Raw genomic sequence first — 21,407 nt, 5'->3', positions numbered from 1 at the left:
TCTACTTTGTAAGAGCTCGCGTTTGAAATCTTGTGGGCTCGCATTTATCCGTTTTTTTAGTCAAAGTACCAAAGAAGCACTTAACAACCTTTACCATAAAAATATGTTGTCCTTCTGACCCTAATCCCGGATTGCTTACTGTAAGGATGTAGAACGAAAAGGAAAATATGAACATACCTGTTTTGATTTTCTTGGATATACGTTCAGGCCAGGGTTGGTCAGGAACCGTAAAAGAAACAGTTTGTTTGTGAGTTTTACACCGGCAGTCAGCAAAACCGCCCAAAAAGCCATGAGATCCAAAATCCGTAAGTTGAAGATCCGAATGCGGATAGAACTGAACCTGATACAACTGGCAAACTGGCTAAACTCCATAATCAATGGCTGGTTGAATTATTATGGGCAATTTTGCCGATCGGAACTGTATAAGGTCTTCAGGCAACTCAACAAAGCGCTGGTGCGCTGGGTCAGGCGAAAGTTCAAGGCACTGAGCAGACACAAAACCCAAGCCTCAAAATTGCTTCAAAGGAGTTGGCGTAGATTCAAGAGGAGAAATTTTCTCCCCTTTACGCGTTAAAGTAAAAAAATTCTACTGCGGTTTTTCTTGTTGATCTAACAAATGCTGACGCTCTTTTTCGAGCTGTAAACGAAGCTCTTCTTCACTTGGCAGTTCCAACATGTATTTTGAGGCAAACAATTGCTTGCTGTCGTTGAGTACTGAATATTTGGCAACGGTATGATTGTTTTCGGTACATAAAATTAAGCCGATGGTTGGGTTATCATCACTGCGGCGTTTTTTCTCTTCGTACATGCGCACATACATGTCCATTTGCCCCACATCTTGATGGGTGAGCTTATGCATTTTCAGGTCAATCAACAAAAAGCATTTGAGATGAAAGTTGTAGAACACCAAATCAATGTAATAATCACCATCATCGGTACTGATACGTTGCTGACGTTCGACAAATGCAAAGCCTTTACCGAGTTCCAGCAGGAACTTTTGCAGATTGTCAATTAGCGCTTGTTCAAGTTCACTTTCTTGTAGTGCAGCACTCGGTAAACCTAAAAAGTCGAAAATATATGGGTCACGCAAGTAATCTTTTACCGATAAAGTCAGTGCCGTGGTTTTTTGCTGCGCTTCATCCAGTACAGACTGGATATTTTGTTGCTTTGCTTGAGTAGAAAGCAAGCGCTCGTAATAGAAGGTACCGATTTGGCGTTCTAACGCGCGAGCAGACCAAGCCTGCTCAATTGCTTCTTTCATATACCATTGTCTGGTTTGCTCGTTTTCAATGCGGGTTAAGGTGCGGTAGTGTGTCCAGCTTAATTCGTGACGCAGTGCGTCACGATTTGGAAAAGTAATATAAAACAATCTCATATAACGAAGATTGGAGTTATCAAAGCCTTTGCCAAACTCTTTGGTTAAAGAAGTGGAAAGGTTTTTGAGTACTTTCTTACCATATTCAGCGCGCGTCTGTCCTTGTTGTTCATCTTCGACAATCAGGCGGCCAATTTCCCAATAAGTTTGCACCATAACAGTATTGACTGCTTGTGCGGCTTGTTTGCGACCTTGGGTTAATAGCGCCCTAATATTGTCTAGCAATAGGTTTGATTCCGGTAATGCGGGTTGATTCATTATGCAGCCTCCATGTCTTCTATTTTTTCTCTGTATACATAGAATATGTATTTTTAAAAAACAGATCGTTGCAAATGGGTAGGATGCCTATATCACGAAAAATATCATATGCATTCCAGACCGCTTGTTTGATTGAGTTAGCACTCATCATTCATTATTCTCATCAAGTAACTTTTGAAACATGCCCTGAAGTATAGGGGAATCTTAAATCCGGAGACAATCCTCCCTGAATATTCGCAGAGTAGCCAGAGACAGTTACCTGTTTCCAGCCCTCTAAGAACCGTGCGTGCGCCTTTCAGCGCACACGGCTCAAGCCTTACTAAGGCCTGATAATGACCCGGTAACCCAACGTGCTTTACTCCTGGATAAATCCCTTCCCTTATGCTCAGCTTCGGGCTATCTGATCTGTGCACGACGCTCAAAGTACTGTCGGTATGTCGGATCATAAGGGGTCGCATTAGCTCTGATCTTGATGTGGCGGACGATCGGGGTACTCGCCATTGAGAACAGGTCGAGACATCCCTGTTCTCCCTTCACATTCCTGAACATCGAGAAGAAAGTCCATTGACGTAAACCAAGGCGACGAAAATAACGCTTTTGCTTCCATCGGGCTGATTTGTTTGGATGTCGTCGATTTATCCAGATAAGCAGAGCCTGAAACACCTGATGGTCAACGTAAGCAAAGGTCTTTTTCGACACAACATGACGGTAATAATTGGCCCAGCCTCTCAACTTTCTGTTGAGTTGCCGGATCAGGTTTTCCGTTTTGGCGGTTGCATTGGTTTTGATAAGCTCTCGTATATTCCTCAGCATATGTTTGACTGCGCCTTTTGCTGGTTTTATCAGCAACTTGCCACGGTATTTGCGTATGTTGAAGCCGAGAAAATCAAAGCCCTCGTCGATATGCGTTATCCGGGTTTTCTCTGCTGAGAGCTCCAGACCCCGCTCTCTGAGAAAGGCAGCTACAGCAGGTTTCACCCGTTCTTCCAGTACTTCTTTCGAACTCCCGGAAATGACGAAATCATCCGCATATTTAACGACATAGACTTTCTGGCGAGGGGCAACGCGTTGTGCCACCCACTCCAGCCCGTCCAGTGCCATATTAGCCAGAATCGGTGACGCGATACCGCCTAATGCACAGTGAAGATAAATGCGCAGTGATGCTAAATTGGGCGTATGGGATCAGGCCATACGCAACAAAGAGTAAGCATAATAAATTGAGAGATGCTACAGGCTGTTTAAGAATCTAAGTAACCTGAGTTCTGGTTAAGCCGTCACTAATATGTCCATTTCTGAGCGGGAGATATTCAGTGACGGTTTGTTCTCTTTGAAACAATAAGCGATTAGCCCTCCTAACACATTCAACATGAATCCCTGTAGACTACGGTGTCGTGAGTGCTCTATCTGAGAAATATTCTTTAACTGATCATGGATGGTTTCTATGATGAAACGCTTTGATAACATTACCTTATCCCACACTGAGAGCGCTTTGGCCTTCATGTTACTGCGCGTATCCGTTATCAATGTCACCCCTGTCGCGTTTAAATCATCAAACAGAGCCTGACTGATATATCCCTTGTCGCCGTAAAGCGTTCCTGTTAATCCTGCGGCTAACTCACGGACAGGCTCCCGATCATCGACATTACCCGGAGTGAGTTTAGCTGACACAATTTCTCCTTGATGATTGACTATCAGATGCAGCTTAAAACCGAAAAACCCTCCCATTGACCCTTTTCCTCGTTTCGCTATGCCGTCAAACACCTTATGGCGAGGGATACGAATGTTATGACAAACACGAATACTTGTGGAATCGACAAAAGCGAGTCCCGTGGGTTTCCCTTTCACCTGCCAAATAGCTACAAAGCGGTCCTAAAACTGAGGAAACGACGCCTAAGAACCGGGTATAGCTGAGCAGGGTGGGAAAGTCTTGTTGAGGGTATCGTCGGACTAATCCAAAGTAGAAATTTTTGAAATCGCGATAATGTGACATATGAAAAGCAATCACAATGGTCATAATCTCGCTGGCACTCATGCGGCCATGACGTCTGCGTTGACGATGTCCTTCCTCGATACCCTGTTGTTCCCAGAGTGGAATGAATACACGGCAAAAATCATCGACATCGCAGAAGAGTTCAACTAGTTTATCCATGCCTGTTCCTAATAAGATCGTTTTTTTCTTGGTCGAAAATTTTGATCTTGGAACAGGCACTGAGTTCCATTTTTTTATCCAGAGTTCAGGTTCCTTAGTTTTCGTGTCTTAACAATGGTAGGGAAATGTGATTTGGTATTACTAGGTTGTGAGTTTTTAAAAATATATCATTGCTCATATAATAACATCAGTTATTATATTTATAATAATAATGACTTTATTTTCAGTATTATATGTTGTGTTTTGTGTTTTTTTTATTTGTTTTTGAATTTAAATTTTATGTTTTTTTGTTTACTAAAAAATGTTATTGATGTTACTATATTTTCAGTTGATATTTACATGAGTTTATTTTTATAAATGTTAATTATTAAAGAGATTGTATAAATTAATAACCATGCCAATGTGGAATTTTCTAATGTGAAATTATAATTGTTTTGATGTTATTAATTTATTCATTAAATAAGTGATTGTGTGCATTTGGTGTATTTTAATTGGTGCGTGGTTTTTATTTTATACGGAATCTATTCTGGGGTAATGTTTATTATATTGATTGGTTAATGGTCCATGAAAAATAAATCTTCGTCTTTATTATTTATCGTTTTAATGGCTTTTCTTTCTATGGGAGGGTTGGTTTCATCGGATATATTCCTACCCGCCTTGAGTAAAATGGGAAACTATTATCACGTTAGCGAATCCAGTATACAAAGTGCAATAGCTATATTTTTATTTGGTATAGCATTTTCTCAACTTATTTATGGGCCATTGAGTGATTGTTTAGGAAGAAAAAAGGTTCTTATTTCTGGAATGATTATATGGCTGATTTCAACAATCGGTATTTTTTACAGTACGCATATTAGTGAGTTGCTATTATTGCGTTTATTCCAGGGAATAGGCGCTTGTGCTGGTATTACATTAAGTCGTGCCATTATTAATGATTTGATGGGGAAAGAAGAGGCAGCCAATTTGTATCTGATTATTTTCCCTTTTGTGGGAATGTCGCCCGCGGTCGCACCAATGATCGGAGGTGTGTTAAGTGAACATTATGGTTGGAAAGCCTGTTTTTTATTTCTTACTTTATTTATAACAGCCACGCTTATATTGTGCTTGCTAGTTCTGAAAGAATCACTGCCAATAAAAAAACGCCAAAAATTGAGTGTTAAAAATATATTTGTCAGTACTTGCCATGTGATAATAAATAAAGAGTTCCTTTACTATGCAGCAATACCTTGTTTCGCTTATACGGCATATTTTTCTTATTTGATTGAATCTCCATTTATTCTTACAGCTATGGGATTACCAGAAAAATATGTTGGTTACACCTATATAATGCTCTCTTTGAGTTACGTGTTGGGTAATCTTACTGCTAAGAAATTAAGTCGCCAGCAGGGCATGAAAAAGACGATTTCTCATGGCTATCTCATCTTTGCTGTTGGAGGTATCGCTTTCACGATACAAATGTTTTTTAGTTCCTACCCATTGATAACTTCTGTGCTAACAATATCAGTATTGACTTTCGGTAATGGTTTTTTGCTGCCACTAGGTACTGCATCGGCAATTGCCACTCATTCTCAAGCGGCCGGGACAGCTTCCGGCGTAATGGGAACATTGCAATTAGGTAGTGCAGGACTGGCATCATTGCTTATTGGTTATATATCTCACCACGAACCGATTAAAGTGGCATCTATCATCACCGTTGTTTCCTTGATCGGTAGCATTATTTATATAACTGGTAATAGAGGTAATAAAGAAATAAGTAAAAACAAAAAGTATAAACTAAAATAGGAATGAAAAATGGTTAATAATATAGATGTCACATTACGTGTATTAGTGTGATTACCGAGGGAGATTGACGATCCTATCATCAAACACAAAGCTGGTTTATTGAACCCAACATCGTGTTAATTTATTGATTTATTTTGGATTGGCCTGGCAGTTGCAATAGGATTTGTAAGTATTGCGTTCAAGCAGAAAAAAGACACATAATTTCTCATGTATCCTACATCATAACCCTTGTATTCAATTCAATATCGAAGTACTGAAAAGCTAAACTAACTACAGTTATACATTCGGGTTCTTGTTTCGGCCGCCGGTTGAGTTTTCTCATCTCTCAACCAACGCGTTTTGAATTGGTGCCGGACTCGGAATCATATCCACGATTAACATGCTGTTTGTCATTGGTTTTATTGGTATCTCTCTCAAACAGCGCCCCCTCGAAGGCCCCCACAAAAAATCGCTTTTGTTTTGTGATAGTTATCACGAAAAATCGGTATTTAAGATAGTGAGGCTTCGTTATGTGTGGAGTCAGGTCCACATATAACGACCAGAACTCCACACATAGCGGCGCTAAAAAATCCATACTGCATTATGCAATCAAAGCCCCATCCCCCTTCTCATTGAACATCTTTCAAACTTACATTTGATATGTTGGAATAACGGTTTTTGAGATAATCAGAAACAGTGTTCTTTCTAATATATAGATTCTATTACTATTTTTGCTATACTTTTGAGATGTTTTTATTCACCAGTTGAGATAACTAAACATCATGGTTCAATTTAATCACTTTGAACTCTCGCTTCTGAACCCCAGCTTTGACTCCCCTTTGGTCGATGCGCTGACGGAACTGGAGTTACTCCGACACCTGCGGCTGGAAACTGATGTTCACCCTATCCTGTTTGCGCAGTTGAAGGCCGTTTTCCACATGCTGGAGAGTCTTGGCTCCGCAAGGATTGAGGGAAACCACACCACGCTTGCCGACTATGTTGAAAGCAAGGTTGAAGGAACGCAGAGTTCGACGGACCAACTCAAAGAAATCAACAATATTGAAGCCGCGATGGAGTACATCGACGAATACCTGAGCAACGGCGATGACATAACAGAATATTTTATCCGCGAGTTGCATAGTCTGGCGGTAGCCGGGCTGCAACAGGAAGGCGACAGAACGCCCGGAGCATATCGGCAACATAACGTCAGCATCGCTCTGTCTGACCATTTACCGCCGGACCACATCCGCGTTCCTGATTATATGGCGGAACTGACCGCCTTTATTAACCGTGCCGATAAGCCAAAGTACGATCTGATGAAGATTGCACTGGTGCACCACCGCTTTGGCTGGATACATCCATTTGGCAACGGTAATGGCAGAACGGTCAGATTGCTGACCTATGCATTGCTTATCAAGTATGGTTTTAATGTTCAGGCTGGTGGGCGGGTTCTCAATCCGACAGCGGTATTCTGCAACGATCGTGAACGCTATTACGCCATGCTTTCGTTAGCCGATAAGGGAACAGAGCAGGGGCTGGAAGAATGGTGCTTATATGTGCTTTCGGGGATCTCCTCTGAGCTGAAGAAAGTCGATCAACTGACAAACCACGCTTTCCTGAGCGAAAAGATCCTGTATCCGGCCATCGATTTCTCATCGGAGAGAGGGCTGATAAACCCGCTGGAATCGAAGGTTCTGAAACGCGTTGTTGAGCTGGGGACGATAAAAGCGGGCGATCTACGCGCCGTTTTGCCTGATCTTAAACCGACGCAGGTGACTTATCAGCTTGGTAAGCTGATTGAACGGGGACTGCTTCAGCCAGTAGAAGAGGGGGCTCGTACCTATACGGCGAAGTTTTCTAACTCATATCTGATTCGTGGGGTGATTAAGGTTCTGCGGGAAGAAGGGTTTATTCCTAACCTATAATCTTAATGAGCAAATTGTTACTTACAATGTAGATAGCTTTTTTAACACATGTTTATTTCTTCTGTAATAGTCCCCCTTCATAGAAGGGGGCATTGATAACGCCCCAGAGGGTGGTGTTCAGATGGGTATGAATATTAAGGTGGTTAATATACTATAAATTTTCTTGTAACCAAGCTTCTAACGCATCTATTTGTACAAAATTAATATTAGTTTCATATGGCGGATATCTTAACCACCAGTAAATTTGTCTACTAATATATAAATGGATAAATTTAACTTCGTGATTATCTGCTGGCTCACTCCAGTTTAGTAGAGTACGAAGATTATTATAATTTTCTGCTAGGAAATCAATTCTTTTTTCTATTTTCCCAATCTGTCCCCTTTTATCACCTCTACCAAATATTTTCTCTCGTAAACGACGCATATCCTTAATGCAATAGTAGGGCTGATTATACTTACACTCTATATTCAACCAGGTATTGCTATCAGGAAAATAGGCTAAGGTATCAAAATCACCTACATCAGGAAATTTTTTCTTTGGAAAGCGTTTCTTAAAGTCGATGCCAAGTTTAATTTGGGTTGCGAACCTTTTTACAATATCAAAAGTGGTTATTTCTAATTGCTTTTCAATACTCTCTTTTATTTTACCAACTTCATGTGAAATGTGGCTCCATTCGAATTCGGCAGGAAGATATCCATTTGCAATATGGGCAATCCATATTGTGCCTGCCCGATATGCTGCCGCAGCTCCCCAGATTATATTATTATTACTAATTTCTATTAGTGGGCGAATATTATATCGGTGATCTCGTTTATTATGGTCGGATATGGGTACATCAAAATATTCAGAATCAGCACCCAGCAATTTTCTTATCTTATTCGGATTAAGAATAAGAAAATCTATTATTTTATCTACTTCTTCATTAATCAGGTTTGTATTGCTGTTAAGTAATGTAGTTACCATATCAGCCCTTGTTGCCTGATATGAAAGATTTAATTCAATTTGGTTAAGTCGAGCCCATTGAAAAAGAATAGAGAAAACAGCAAGTAAACTCGAGTATTTGAAACCGAGATCTTGTTGAAATATACGATCAAGAACATCTAAATTTTCATTTATAATGTCGGATTCTACTGAGTCATTATCATTTAAATTATAACCTAACTTATAGCCTGCTTGTTCTTCACTAAACTTATCTTCTTTAATCTCACGATCTTCGGAAAAAAATACTTGTGGGATGTAAAAATTATCTATATTCAAACCACCTACATCAATATCGTTATGCAAGATGTCACTTGCATTATAAAGTACTATTAACCAATCAATATCAGCAAGTAATTGTAAGATATCATCGGTAGCAGGTATGGTTTTACTTTTTGTGTTAAGACTCAAAGCGCATTCAAGCAAATATCTATAATTTGCTGACATACGGTTGAACTCAGTACTCTGTTTTGATAATTTTTCTGTTCTATTATAATTAACCTCATGTTGAAGGCTTAACATAATATTTTTCTTTTTTCTATGATCTTCGGTTACATAAGCATCATAGTTTTTAATTACAAATTGTAGCAAGTGCTCCCTGTTCATTGAGCGTATTGTTGCGTGAATTTTTTCTCTGAAAAAATCGGCTAAAGGGTTAATAATATCCTTGGCCTTTTGTAACTCATAATTACCTTCCTGAACTCCAGACTCTTTAATTAAGTTAGCCAATGTTTTTCTGGCTAGTTTAAAGTGTTTGGCTTCAGGAATGTTTGGTTTTATTTCTAAAGTATCAAAGGTGCGCTTTTCGCTGGATATTGCCATCCTTGCGGGTCTGTTCCCTGTATTGATTATCTGTTGCCTAATATCTTCGGAGAACTCGATATGAAGTATTTGGGAGAGCGATTGTAAGAACGCAATGCAAACATCAGCCTGGAAACTGGCATTTTGAGGTCTGTTAAGACGATATTGCATGAGAGGTAAATTAATGTGAATTTTTATATTTGCAGAAGAATTATCTTTGTTAATTAATGATACGTGAGTGAACAACTCAGGATCAAAATTTTCTGTAATGTCGGAATTACTATCGACCAGATATTTTTTGTCAATAGCGCAGTGAACGGTAATTCTTTTTATATTTTGGAATGATATATTCTCTAAAATATCTTTTCGTTGCGATAGCGCATCACAAGTGCACTTGGTGATGCTTCAGCTAACGGACATAATACGTCTGTTAATGACAGCCATCTCTCACCATCGACATCCATCAACAGATCTCTAACCAGATTGTCGATGGCGGCAATGATGAAATCTGAATTAATCCCTTCACTGCTTTCAGCGTAGATTCTGAGCTTTACCAGTGAGTCAGCGATTGATTTCAGAATAAAATCTGATTCTGAACGAACTTTTCCATAGATAGCCGCCATCCAGCGATCTTCGTTTTTAAGCTCCAGGGCAGGATCGGGTTTAAGTAGCGTTTGTTTTACAACCAAAAAGAAACGTTCAAGCTGACTTTCTGTTAGTCGAGGGGCTAGTTGATACAATAGCTCAATGGGAAATTTTGCTTTCCATACATCACCAATCTGTAATACCGGAGAGTCATCCCGAAGAGATATTTCGCGTAGTTCCTGTTCCAGTTCTTCGTAATCTTTTTGCGCAATAGTTTCAACGCAATATTTATCGCCTTCCTTTTTGGTATTCCAGCATCCTACCAGAGTCAGCGTGATTAGCGCTTTTGCTGGCGATGTGGTCAGCCATACGGGAGATGATATTGCCGGATTTTTGGCCCTAAGACGTCGATAAACCGACCAGGATCGTCCAGTTGTTCGCGATAACCGCCTTGCATCGGATTCCTCCTCTCCTAAAGCAATGAGCTTCTCTTCAAAATCGCTTCGGGTAAGACGTTCCAATGTAATGGTATCACTTCGCTTATTGCTCGTAGTATTGTGATCGCCTAGGGAAAAGGGAATAAAAATAGTTCGTTCAGGCTGGTGTCGGCTTTGTCTGGAAATATCACTGTTCATCGCCAGACAAAATTGAATTGAGGGATTTTTATCAATAAAGTGCCATCCATCATCAGTAGTTATGCAGGCTGATATATTTTTATGTCCCATTCAAAGGTATTACCGCTTTTCTTCGCCAGCGTAACGGTCGGGTAAGCGCCAAATGCCCTTGCCGCCAAAGCGGTACTTGAGTTGCCAGAGTTTAGAACCGTTGGGTTTAATCAGCAGGTACAGACCCTGCGCATCGCTGAGTTTGTAGGGTCTATCGAGCGGCTTGGCGTTACGGATGGCGGTATCGGTGAGTGGCATGGCGGGGGCTCCAGAGTTTATCGAACCAACAGGCCCCAATTAAGCCCCCAAAAACTCTGGAAATAAAAAATACTGGCATTATCTATTGATAATCCAGTCTCTTTGTAACTTACTGATTTTTTAACGTTTCAGGGCGTATAGAAACGCCATGAAACTAAATTTTGGTGCCCGGAGGCGGAATCGAACCACCGACACGAGGATTTTCAATCCTCTTGCTGAGATGTTAGTATTTTGTAACAAATTTTATTCTTTCGTGCATATTACGAATTACTTAAATTCGAGTGTGCAAAATGAAGATACTTCCCGTAATTTCTCCTAAAGGTGGCGAGGGTAAATCCACACATGCTGCCAACTTAGCCGGTTTTCTTGCTGATGCCGGATTCAAAACTCTCCTTCTTGACGCTGATTATTCTCAACCCACTTCAAGCAGTATTTTTGCACTTGAGTACGAAGCCCCAGCTGGTTTGTATGAGCTTCTTATGCAGACTGTTGACCTGGGTCAGAAAGACCAGATTATTTCACGTTCAGTGATAAATAATTTGGATGTCATTATTTCCAATGATCCTGATGAACTCCTGCCTACGGCCATGCTTCATGCTCCTGATGGGCGTTTGCGTCTGAGGAATATATTGCAGCACCCTCTGTTCAGCCAGTATGACGCTATCATCATTGATTCAAAGGGAGCTACTGGTGTGATGGCGGAGCTGGTTGTGCTGACCGCTACTGAATTTGTGTTAGGTGTGATTAAGCCCATTCTGCCAGATGTCCGTGAATTTCTGCGGGGATCGTTGCGGATGTTGACGCGACTGCAACCGTTTGAGAATTACGGTATTCGATTACCTTTAATTCAGATACTGGCTAACGGCATTGAGGGGACTAATCTTGACCGCGATACGTTGAATGAACTGGCCCATATTATCGAGCATAAGCGTTACGATACGACCTCGCTTGATGGGCGAATAGTGTATCGACTGCTGAAAACCCGCATCGATCTGCTTGATATTTATAAGCTGGGGCATGTACGTGCTCAACCTGTTCACCGTCTTGAATACAAAACTACCCGTAAAAGTCCTGCTGCTGCGCAAACGATGCATTGTCTGGCTTGTGAATTGTTCCCTGAATGGCATGAACAGTTTGATGCACTGATTGCGAATAAGGGGGCAAAGAATGCGTGACCCTTTCTCTTTACCGGATGGCATTGAACAACCGTATTCTTGTGATGCCGAGCAAGCTGTTCTCGGTGGACTGATGTTGGACAATGATCGATGGGATGAAATCATACCGCTGATACATGCTGATGATTTTTTCCTGCCCGCTCACCGACGGATTTATGGCGCTGTCGCAACCATGTTTGCGGCCAATTTGCCTGTTGACGTACTAACGTTGTCTGAAATTTTAGAGCAAAAAGAGCAATTAAAACAGGTTGGAGGATTTGCTTATTTAGCCGAACTCGGCAAAAACACACCGAGTGCTGCAAATATTGTTGCCTATGCGGAAATTGTTCAGGCTAAAAGTCGCTTGCGTCAATTGATAACTCTGGGAAATGAGATGAGTGCTCAGGCTAGTCATCCCCGAGCTGAGTTTACTGACATTACTGAAATGGCTGAACAGCGTTTATATACGCTGTCTGAGCAGAGAGCTGAACATCAAGATATTAGCTTGAAAGAAGGGCTGGGGTTGCTGATTGAAAAATTAGAGCAAGCCAATGGCGGTAATGGGGTAACGGGTACTTCGACAGGCTTTAGTGAACTGGATACCAAAACCTGTGGTCTTCAGCCGGGTGATCTTATCCTGCTGGCTGGTCGGCCTTCTATGGGGAAAACCGCACTGGCACTGGCTTTCTGTCTGGGCGCACTGGAGAGTGCCCCTGATGCTGTTGTTCAGATTTTTAGTCTGGAAATGCCGATGGATCAATTACTGATGCGTATGGTGTCCATGTTGGAACGTGTTCCGCTTGAACGTCTGCGCAGTGGATTAATGGATGATGAAGACTGGGCACGGCTCAGCAGAGCAATGGAGACGCTAATTCAATGGGAAAATAGGCTGATAATTGATGACAGCAGTTATCAGACCCCGGCTTTATTACGCGCCCGTGCCCGCCGGAATGTGCGCAAATATGGTCGACCTTCATTGATTATGGTGGATTATCTGCAACTTATCCGAAGCCCGGAGCAGGAAAACCGAACGCAGGAAATTGCAGAAATTTCCCGTAGCTTGAAAGCGCTGGGTAAAGAATTGGGTTGCCCAGTACTTGCGCTTTCACAACTTAATCGTCAACTAGAGCAACGTGCAGATAAACGCCCTAATAACGGGGACTTACGGGAATCGGGAGCGCTAGAGCAAGATGCTGATCTGATCTTGTTTGTTTACCGAGATGAAGTGTATGACGCCAATACATCGGATATTGGGGTAGCAGAAATCATTATTGGTAAACATCGCCAGGGATCGATTGGAACAGTCAAGATCCAGTTTGATGGCACCTGTACCCGGTTTAGTGATCTTACTGAGAAGTATTATGATCTTGGTGCTGAAAGGGGAAATAGATGAGTAAGTATAAAACCTCGCTAAGTGACGCAATACTTCAACGTGGCAAAACACCACAATCACTCACGGGTACTGTTGTTTTGCCTATAGCAGAAATGCCAATGGTATTAACGCTAGATGAGTTACAGCCAAACCCGGATAACCCTCGCCTCAGTCGTAATCCCCGTTTCGCCGATATTAAGGCTTCTGTTCGTGCCAGAGGACTGGATTCTGTACCGAAAGTGACGCGAGATCCAGAAGAGAGTGGAAATGTTTACATTTTCAGTGATGGAGGTAATACCCGTTACCAAATCCTATGTGAATTATGGAAAGAAACGGGTGAGGAACGCTTTTTTCGAATCCCTTGTTTGTTTAAACCCTGGCCAGGTCGGTTGCAGTGCGTCATCGGGCATCTGGCAGAAAATGATGTTCGGGGGGATTTAACGTTTATAGAGAAAGCCCTCGGTGTTTGCAAAGCAAGTTCTATGCATGAGAAATGTCTGGGAAGACCTATCTCGCAACGAGAATTAACAGACTTACTAAAGCAAGAAGGGTTTCCAATATCACAAACCAGCATCAGTCAGATGCATAACACGGTACAATATTTATATCCTCATATGCCCAATTTGTTGATATCTGGTATGGGGCGTCCGCAAGCAGTAAACATATTGTCTTTACGCATTGATGCTCAAAAAACCTGGAATAGTTTTTCTTCAGAGGCATTGTGTGAGAAGGACTTCGATTCAGTTTTTGGTGAGGTGTGTCAGCGCTTTGATAATCCTGAAGTCTATTCTTTTGACATGTTACGGGATGAACTGATTGGGGAATTAATAAAAGCTTTGCCACATCCTGCCCTTAATTATGATCGTTGGTTATTGGAACTCGATCCGAAAGAACGAAACCGTCGTCAGTTATTTGGTGAGCCCCCTCCTATTGCTGAACATTTGCGCGATGCGGATATACAAGCCGCTGAGGTGTCTGAAAAGTCGGTACCGCCTGTGACTAAAAGCGTTGCTTGTGTTTCGGCAGGGGAATCTGAGTCGCATGGGGAGGTTATCGAATGTCTGGAAGATAAAAAGACAGAGGAATGTGAAGCTTGTCCGCCCAAAGTTGAAGTTCAACCTGATGTATATGAAACTCGGCCAACTTTATCCAGTGAGTTATCGACAATACAGGATAAGGAAGATATTGCGCCTTTAATGTCAGCACCTTTATCGCAGACAATTCCCTCTACGTTAAGTGGATTTAATTACTGTCTTCCAACACCACCACAAACTTCATTATTAACAGAGCCTGCGCCATCTGATGGATTGAGTTTTGCACAGACTGGTCTGGAGCCGGTCAGTGATATCTGGTCTATCTCACCGGTACGAGATGATATTGAGCATTTACAAGATATGGCGTTTCGTTTGGCATTCGAGTTAGCCGAAGAAATGGAGGGAGCGGATGAACTTGAGGAAGCTAAAGATACGGCCTGTGAAGTGGGTTATCGATTAGCTGATTCCCACACGGCATCACGTTTTGTTCAGGTTCTGTTGTCGTTAACAGGGAATAGTGACAATAACAGTGAATCAGATATGGACATGTTGGGAGCCTGGTTTATAGGGTCTGAAAAGGATGCGCCAGTATTGTCTGATGTGGCGGTAGTGAAATTTATGCGTCTTATTCGGGTGCTGCGCCGATTACGTGAACTGCAACGCGAGTTGTCAATCGTTTCAACGGAGGGAGATTGCAATGTCTGATGATATTGATGACACAACGGCTCAGGCTGTTACCGCGATGTGGCTGGAGGAACGGATAGCGGCTGTCCGGCGGGAGATGCATACCGGTAGGGTATCACTGAAATATTGTGAAGGATGTGGTAATCGGATTGATGAGCAACGTCGACAGATTTTGTCGGGGGTACGGCTGTGTGTTGGGTGTCAGGAAGTTGCTGAGCATTGGGAACAGGTCAGACGTGTTATCAGAGGCCGTCGTGGTTAGTAAGTTCAGATCTTATGTGTTTCAATTTTGTTCAGACATATTGTATTGCATTGAGAGAGGTGCCTTATGAGCCAGATATCCCAGGTAACCAACGCCTTGTTAACTCAACTGGTCATGGAGTTGAAATCGGGTTACCTCCGTCGCTGTGAATCACTGGGTTTGATGGACGAAGAAATGCGGATGCTACACAGCCTGACTGTGGAAGACTTGCATTATCTGATGAATAGTCCGGTGTCAGTCCTTACGCTTCGTATCCATCATGAAAATTTTGCGTTAATGCTGCAACAAGCCCGGCGTGAACAAAAACGTCTGCAACGTCTTGATCAGGCTCTGATGTTGGGGGGCTCAATTGAATTGATGCAACACTACTTTGGGTTGACTTCTGTTGAGGTGAGTTCCCGTCGTCGTATGTTAGGCATTGAAGCTCGCCAGGGGCGATGCCTCATGCTGGCAGATAAAGAAAGTGCGGAGGTTTGGCGACTGTGGAAAACGCATGTCACTGATCTGGATAGTGCGGATGGACTGGATGTGATGATGCAGGCTGCTGAACAGCTGGCTGTGTCACTGACGGCAGTCTGGAATGCTGTACGTGGTTGGATTGAAGATGAAAAGAACACGGTGAAACCTGAGGTTGGCCAGGGACGGCAAGACCGGTGAAAAAGACAGAGATCACTCAGGGTTTGTTGGCCCCCTGTTCTGTACCGCTTGTCTATAGAAGGAAAGCGGTAGAACAATTGAAACGTTATCGGCAGGGTAGCAAAAATTACACTCGGATCAGAGCGAAAGGCAAAGGTAAGGTTTCTTATCGTTGCTTAAAAATCGATATTGGCATGTTTTGGCGGTTGTTGAGTCGTAACGGAGGACGAGATTGGGAAATGATGACACATGAGCGGTACAACAATGAAATCTGGAAATAACGCACGGAAAGCCCCGTTGTCCTCTGATAGCCTCATTGCTTTCACGCTAGAACAAATGAACGCACGACTGGCAGCGCAAAGCGGGGACGATGAGAAAAAACAGTTGCGCAGTGGGTTGTTGTATCTGGGGAATGTGCATGATGCTATTCCCCGTCAGTTAATCCTGGATACCCGATTGTCTCCACTCGATAAGATGGCCTGGATAATGATACGCCTGTATGCACAACAAAATGCAGGGCAGTCTTTCCTACCTATGATGAACTGCAACTGCAATTGGCTTCTCCGCACAGTGGTAAGGCGTCACGGGAAACCGTCAGCCGAGTATTACTGATGTTGCGAATAACCGGCTGGCTGAGTTTGTGCAAACGAGTCAGGGATGACAAGGGGCGTGTGAAAGGAAACATCTATGCTCAGCATGATGAACCCTTGATGTTTCATGATGCTGAAGCGCTTGATCCCAACTGGCTGGACACGGTGGGGGAGGCGTGTCGTCACAAAAACCGGGTGATTAGCCAGACTGCCTGGTCAGTATTGATGGAAGTTAAAGATGATCCGATGATGCGCCATCGCCGCTCCCGCATTGCTTTACTGGAAAATCGGTTAGGTCAGGTACAAACGCCGCAACAAATGGCGGCGTTGCAAGCAATAAGTCAGTCAGGTTCGGTAACCGAACTTAATCCAAAAGGTCAGCACAGACTGAGTTCGGAAACCGAATTCAATACAAAAACAGGGGACAGTAATCCGAATTCGGCAACCGAACTCAGTCTAAAATCAACGGGTTATGACAGAGTTCGGCAATCGAACGGTTACGTACGTCATTTCACACACAGTGTGAATAAAAATACGTACGTAGCAACATCGGATGGTGATAACCCGATTGTTGAGCATTTGTTGCCTGTAGCGTTAAGAAATCAGCTCTCTGATGACGACATCAGAATGCTGACGGAACAACTCCAGGCACTTCCGCCTGATCAGAGGCATTTGGTGTTGGATAGTCTGCGAGCTCCATTGGAAAGCGGTTCGTTAAAAAACCCGGTGGGGTACTTGTTGATACTGATGAAGCGTGCCAGGCAGGGGGAGTTACGCGATCCTGGCATAGCGAACAAAGTGGAAAATCTTGGTGCAAAGCAAACTATACCTGCCCGCCGCCAGAAAGAAATTTTTTCTGCGCCAGAGGAGCGAAGAAAGGCCACTCCTGCTGTGATGAGAAACGTGATTGCTGAAATTCGGCAGAATTTGATGAAAAGATAAATAGGATCACTTTGGATGAGTCTTAAAGGGGTTATAGCGTCAGGCGTTCCGAAGCATATGGGTATTTTTAAATGTCATCAAATAGATAAAAACGGTGATTAGAGTCTAATCATGGTTCTAACGACATACAGTGATTAGAGTCTAATCATTAGGGTTATAGGATGCTAATCAGGTTTTTGGGGTGAGGAAAAAAGAGTTTTGAATTGTGGTAACAGCCTGATAACGCAACTATCTCAGTGATATCCTTAATGTCACAGAGAGAATGTACCATGACTGAAACTAAAGATACGCATGCTGTTCGCTCAGGCGCACTGCATTCCTCACTTACCATTGAGTTGCATACTCATTACGCTATCAGCCTGTGGAATGGTCGCCGGAATGAAAGCAGCAAAAAGAATAAACCGGTGATTATTAGCATGCCGCGATTTTTCTTACTAGCCGGTCGGATTAGCCATGATTCCCTGATAGATAATCCGTATGCCGATATGGCGATGTTGGCACTGGAAACTAAGCTCGCCTCTGCTCATGACCAGATGCAGGCGGCGTTAGCGGAACTGGAGGCTACACTCTCGGGGGTACCTGCTCAGATCCATTTATCTGATATTGCCTCTGTCGCCCCGCTCAATATTGGTGTCTACAGTCGCACTCCTTTGGGTTACCGCTGTGTTTGGCTATTAGTGGGTTACGATCAGCTGGTGATGAAAGCCTTGCAGGCACACCACTATGCGCTGATTTCCCGTCAGCAATGTGACGGATTTTTAAAAAAAGGGGGGCACTGGGTACGCCAAATCTACGGTGCTGTCCAGCCGTATCGTAGCTTTGCTGTTACTCGTGACGATATCCTTTCCCAAACCTCTGCTGGCAGGGAAGCTATTACCCGTTTGGGGCTGCCGGATGAGGGTGTTATGCGGGGTGAAAAACGTTCTGTTTTTTCTCCTGCATTAAAAAGTATGGTAAAGCAGAAATAAGCGATGAAACTGTTTCTGTGTGAAAAACCGTCTCAGGGGCGGGATATTGCGACGGTATTAGGTGCAACAAAGCGTGGGTAGGGATATTTAACTGGACCGGGGGTGACGGTGACTTGGGCAGTTGGGCATTTATTGGAAACTGCCAGTCCAGAAGTTTACGGTGAACAATATGGTGCTCCCTGGCGGGTATCGGTATTGCCGATATTGCCGACGTCCTGGCAAATGGTGGTCAAAAAGGAGACGGCTGACCAGTTTGCTGTTATCAATCGTCTGTTGAAACAAGCGGATGAAGTGGTGATTGCCACTGATGCTGATAGAGAGGGAGAAGTGATTGCCCGGGAGTTACTGGATTATTGCCAGTTTCAGGGACAGATATCTCGCTTATGGCTGTCTGCTCTGGATGAGGTGAGTATTCGTGCGGCGCTTGCTAATATTTTGCCCGGTGAACGAACGGCATCGTTATACTTGGCGGGGTTAGGGCGGGCCAGAGCAGATTGGCTCATCGGCATGAATTTTACCCGACTCTATACCGTGAAAGTCCGTGAATGCGGATATAGTGACATTTTGTCTATTGGACGTGTTCAGACGCCAACTTTGGCATTGGTTGTTTTTCGAGATCAGGAGATTATCGCCTTTACGGCTAAACCTTATTGGCAGGTGGTGGCTGACCTTCAGTGTGACAGACGAATTTTCCGGGCGGATTGGGTGCCCGCTGCGACCTATTGTGATGAAGAAAAACGTTGTATTCATCAGCATGTAGCGCAGGCGGTAGTTCAGTTATGTCAACAAGCTGGTGTGGCTACGGTATTGGAAATCAATACTAAACGGGAAAAGCATGCGGCTCCGCTGGCATTTGATCTTGGTAGTTTGCAACAGCTGTGCTCGAAGAAATGGGGCATGGGGGCTCAGCAGGTACTGAATATTGCCCAGAATTTGTATGAGACGCATAAAGCTACGACCTATCCTCGTACAGATTGTGGTTATCTGCCTACGGCCATGCAGGCGGAAATTCCGCAAGTATTGGATGCTGTGGTTAAAAGTGATCCTGCTATGCGGATGGTGGTAGATAGTCTGGACAGAAGGTTGATTTCGCGTATTTGGAATGACAAAAAAATTACGGCGCACCACGGTATCATTCCGACAAAACAGCCCTGTGATATGAATAAGATGACTGATGATGAGCGTAAAGTGTATCAGCTGATACGTCAGCATTATTTGGTACAGTTCCTTCCTCTGCATGAAGTGGATATAACCGAAGCGACTTTCGACATTGGTGGTCAATTGTTTCGTACCCGGGGAAATGTAGTGATTGTTCCTGGCTGGAAGGTCTTGTTTTCAACGGGTAAAGATGAAGCGGTATCCATCGGGAAAGACGATTCTTTAGGAGAAAGTTTGCCGTCAATGGTTAAAGGCGGTCAATGTCAGGTTAATGAGGCTACTTTACGAATGTTGCAAACTCAGCCACCCGCTTACTTCACGGAGGGCGCATTGATTGCGGCGATGAAAAATGCCGCTGCTTTTGTCAGTGACCCACAACTTAAAAAGGTATTGAAGGAAAATGCGGGGTTGGGAACTGAGGCTACTCGGGCTGGGGTACTGGATACGTTGTTTAAACGGGGTTATCTGACGAAAAAGGGCAAGTATATCCACGCTACACAGATTGCCAGCGAGTTGATAGCTGCGTTGCCAACAGCGTTGACCAATCCTGGATTGACGGCATTATGGGAACAGGCGTTGGATGATATTGCTCAGGGGCAGGCAACGCTGTCGGATTTTATGAACCGTCAGATCCAATGGACTCAATATTTAGTGGAGCAGGTTCAGGCGCAGAAGGTTGTTATCACGCCGCCGCCCTCATTGCCTTGTCCGGTGTGTGGAGGAGTGACGCGTCAACGTCAGGGAAAAAACGGTATTTTCTGGGGGTGTATAAAATACCCGGAATGTAATGGGATAGTGAGTACTGCCGATGGAGAAAGAAAAACCAGGACTACCAGGCGTAAGAAAGTGTTGAGCAAACCAGCAATGACAAGGTGAGTCCATTTTTATGCATTTGGACTGGAGATTTGGTGAGTGTTGTCTTCGGACCGCGTTTTTTTATTATATTCGCAAAATTATTTTCACCGTTGACGGTGTGGTCATCTGATTTAAGAATAAGCCGGTTAATGTGTTGTTTTTTAGCAACCGCCAATGTTCTCGTAGTCTGAGAGGAACGCTTTCGGGTGACTGCTCTTAATGTCAGAAAGGTCTGAGACTGACGCTTTCGAGTGACCTGCTTAAATGCCACAGTAACCTGAAAAGTGGCGCCTTTGGGTGGTACACCCGTTTATCCTTTGAAAACGGGTATCATAGATAATGGTTATCTGTGATGAAGGTACATTTTAACTTCCAGACAGCCAATGCCTGATTCTGGCTTCCGGCGGGAAATATCATTTCCCGTCAGGGGGTGATGTGTTCTCCGTCGTTTCTTTTTTTCACTCTATGGAGATAACACATCATGTCGACAACTCATGCCACGGAAAATAAATTCTTCAACCTGAATATCAATGGATTAGGGTATCTCAGTAATGTCCGCAAGGTGAATGGTCAGAATGGCAGTTTTTTCAGCGCGGTCATCAATGCATTGAGTGGGCCAACAGAAAATCCGTCTTATGTTCGCTTTGATGTCACGGTTGCCGGTAAGGAAAACAGTGACTTAATCAGCCGCTGCCATAAAGCGGTTGATGAGGACAAAAAAGTCTTACTGGGTTTCACATTAGGTCAGCCATCTACCGGGATTTTTACGTTGAATAAGGGTGAGCATGCCGGTGAACAGCGTGTCAGTTTGAGAGCGCGGTTGATTAAAATTGACTGGATCAAAATCGGGCAGGAGATGGTTTATAAAGCTGAAAAACCTGAATCCGTGCCGCCTGTACAGAATAAGTCTTCGCAAAAGCATTATGCAGAGAATTCATTTTGACTGCCCCTGAAGTCTCTCCGGAGTGCATTTTTTCGGGGAATTTTTTTCATCTA

The 21,407-nt window shown here is 43.4% G+C and carries 15 protein-coding genes and 4 pseudogenes; 13 read left to right on the top strand and 6 right to left on the bottom strand.

Translation table 11 applies throughout. From position 1 onward, the window contains the following. The first annotated feature begins 289 nt into the window (after window positions 1-289). The gene (locus TI10_RS26120) at window positions 290-574 is read left to right on the top strand and encodes a group II intron maturase-specific domain-containing protein (protein WP_279615332.1); all 285 of its coding nucleotides are present in this window, start codon (window positions 290-292) and stop codon (window positions 572-574) included. A gap of 12 nt (window positions 575-586) precedes the next feature. Here the strand turns inward: TI10_RS26120 and TI10_RS16300 are convergent, their stop codons facing one another. The 3 genes and pseudogenes from TI10_RS16300 to TI10_RS16290 all read right to left on the bottom strand — a co-directional run bounded on the left by TI10_RS16300 (window position 587) and on the right by TI10_RS16290 (window position 3,782). Beyond that, a complete protein-coding gene (locus tag TI10_RS16300; RefSeq protein WP_049584452.1) occupies window positions 587-1,633 on the bottom strand; it encodes a PDDEXK nuclease domain-containing protein in 1,047 nt (348 codons plus the stop codon). A gap of 396 nt (window positions 1,634-2,029) precedes the next feature. Next, window positions 2,030-2,785, bottom strand: a complete 756-nt coding sequence (locus TI10_RS16295) for a group II intron maturase-specific domain-containing protein (protein ID WP_279615331.1) — start codon at window positions 2,783-2,785, stop codon at window positions 2,030-2,032. A gap of 114 nt (window positions 2,786-2,899) precedes the next feature. Next, window positions 2,900-3,782, bottom strand: a pseudogene (locus TI10_RS16290) (IS982 family transposase). Window positions 3,783-4,346: 564 nt separating this feature from the next. Here TI10_RS16290 and TI10_RS16285 point away from each other — a divergent pair. Together TI10_RS16285 and TI10_RS16275 are read left to right on the top strand one after the other, a co-directional pair. Continuing rightward, a complete protein-coding gene (locus TI10_RS16285; protein ID WP_049584451.1) occupies window positions 4,347-5,564 on the top strand; it encodes a multidrug effflux MFS transporter in 1,218 nt (405 codons plus the stop codon). Between the two features lie 761 nt (window positions 5,565-6,325). Next, window positions 6,326-7,468 carry a Fic family protein gene (locus tag TI10_RS16275; RefSeq protein WP_049584449.1) on the top strand — a complete coding sequence of 381 codons (1,143 nt, stop codon included), beginning with the start codon at window positions 6,326-6,328 and terminating at the stop codon, window positions 7,466-7,468. A 151-nt stretch (window positions 7,469-7,619) separates the two neighbouring features. Here TI10_RS16275 and TI10_RS16270 read toward each other — a convergent pair whose 3' ends face one another. The 3 genes and pseudogenes from TI10_RS16270 to TI10_RS16260 all read right to left on the bottom strand — a co-directional run. Next, a complete protein-coding gene (locus tag TI10_RS16270) occupies window positions 7,620-9,269 on the bottom strand; it encodes a hypothetical protein (protein WP_244161628.1) in 1,650 nt (549 codons plus the stop codon). Window positions 9,270-9,601: 332 nt separating this feature from the next. Beyond that, window positions 9,602-10,558, bottom strand: coding sequence for a hypothetical protein (locus TI10_RS25430; protein WP_049584448.1), 957 nt, complete (start codon window positions 10,556-10,558; stop codon window positions 9,602-9,604). A 20-nt stretch (window positions 10,559-10,578) separates the two neighbouring features. Continuing rightward, window positions 10,579-10,756 (bottom strand): annotated as a pseudogene (locus TI10_RS16260) (Arm DNA-binding domain-containing protein); the annotation flags it as partial. A gap of 290 nt (window positions 10,757-11,046) precedes the next feature. Here TI10_RS16260 and TI10_RS16255 point away from each other — a divergent pair. The 10 genes and pseudogenes from TI10_RS16255 to TI10_RS16210 all read left to right on the top strand — a co-directional run bounded on the left by TI10_RS16255 (window position 11,047) and on the right by TI10_RS16210 (window position 21,354). Further along, entirely contained in the window at window positions 11,047-11,931 is an 885-nt protein-coding gene (locus TI10_RS16255; protein ID WP_049584446.1) for a ParA family protein, read from the top strand. Then, window positions 11,924-13,303 carry an SPI-7-type island replicative DNA helicase gene (gene dnaB-PI / locus TI10_RS16250; RefSeq protein ID WP_049584445.1) on the top strand — a complete coding sequence of 460 codons (1,380 nt, stop codon included), beginning with the start codon at window positions 11,924-11,926 and terminating at the stop codon, window positions 13,301-13,303. Before TI10_RS16255 ends, dnaB-PI begins: the two co-directional genes overlap by 8 nt. Next, the gene (locus TI10_RS16245; protein WP_049584444.1) at window positions 13,300-15,021 is read left to right on the top strand and encodes a ParB family protein; all 1,722 of its coding nucleotides are present in this window, start codon (window positions 13,300-13,302) and stop codon (window positions 15,019-15,021) included. Before dnaB-PI ends, TI10_RS16245 begins: the two co-directional genes overlap by 4 nt. Further along, a complete protein-coding gene (locus tag TI10_RS16240; protein WP_053093464.1) occupies window positions 15,014-15,262 on the top strand; it encodes a TraR/DksA C4-type zinc finger protein in 249 nt (82 codons plus the stop codon). The genes TI10_RS16245 and TI10_RS16240 overlap by 8 nt, the downstream gene beginning before the upstream one ends. 66 nt (window positions 15,263-15,328) lie before the next feature. Then, the gene (locus TI10_RS16235) at window positions 15,329-15,919 is read left to right on the top strand and encodes a DUF2857 domain-containing protein (RefSeq protein WP_049584443.1); all 591 of its coding nucleotides are present in this window, start codon (window positions 15,329-15,331) and stop codon (window positions 15,917-15,919) included. After that, window positions 15,916-16,179: a ParE family toxin-like protein gene (locus tag TI10_RS16230; RefSeq protein WP_049584442.1), complete on the top strand. Its 264-nt coding sequence runs from the start codon at window positions 15,916-15,918 to the stop codon at window positions 16,177-16,179. The genes TI10_RS16235 and TI10_RS16230 overlap by 4 nt, the downstream gene beginning before the upstream one ends. Next, window positions 16,148-17,430: pseudogene (locus tag TI10_RS16225) on the top strand (STY4528 family pathogenicity island replication protein). Before TI10_RS16230 ends, TI10_RS16225 begins: the two are co-directional and overlap by 32 nt. Before the next feature lie 269 nt (window positions 17,431-17,699). Further along, window positions 17,700-18,398 carry a PFL_4669 family integrating conjugative element protein gene (locus TI10_RS16220; protein ID WP_049584441.1) on the top strand — a complete coding sequence of 233 codons (699 nt, stop codon included), beginning with the start codon at window positions 17,700-17,702 and terminating at the stop codon, window positions 18,396-18,398. A gap of 3 nt (window positions 18,399-18,401) precedes the next feature. Continuing rightward, window positions 18,402-20,432, top strand: a pseudogene (locus TI10_RS16215) (DNA topoisomerase III). 460 nt (window positions 20,433-20,892) lie between these two features. After that, complete coding sequence (locus TI10_RS16210; protein ID WP_049584440.1) at window positions 20,893-21,354, top strand: STY4534 family ICE replication protein; 462 nt, start codon at window positions 20,893-20,895, stop codon at window positions 21,352-21,354. Window positions 21,355-21,407: the final 53 nt, after the last annotated feature.

This window comes from Photorhabdus luminescens subsp. luminescens (assembly GCF_001083805.1).
GTDB lineage: Bacteria > Pseudomonadota > Gammaproteobacteria > Enterobacterales > Enterobacteriaceae > Photorhabdus > Photorhabdus luminescens.
This window is presented reverse-complemented; position numbering and strand designations above follow the sequence as displayed.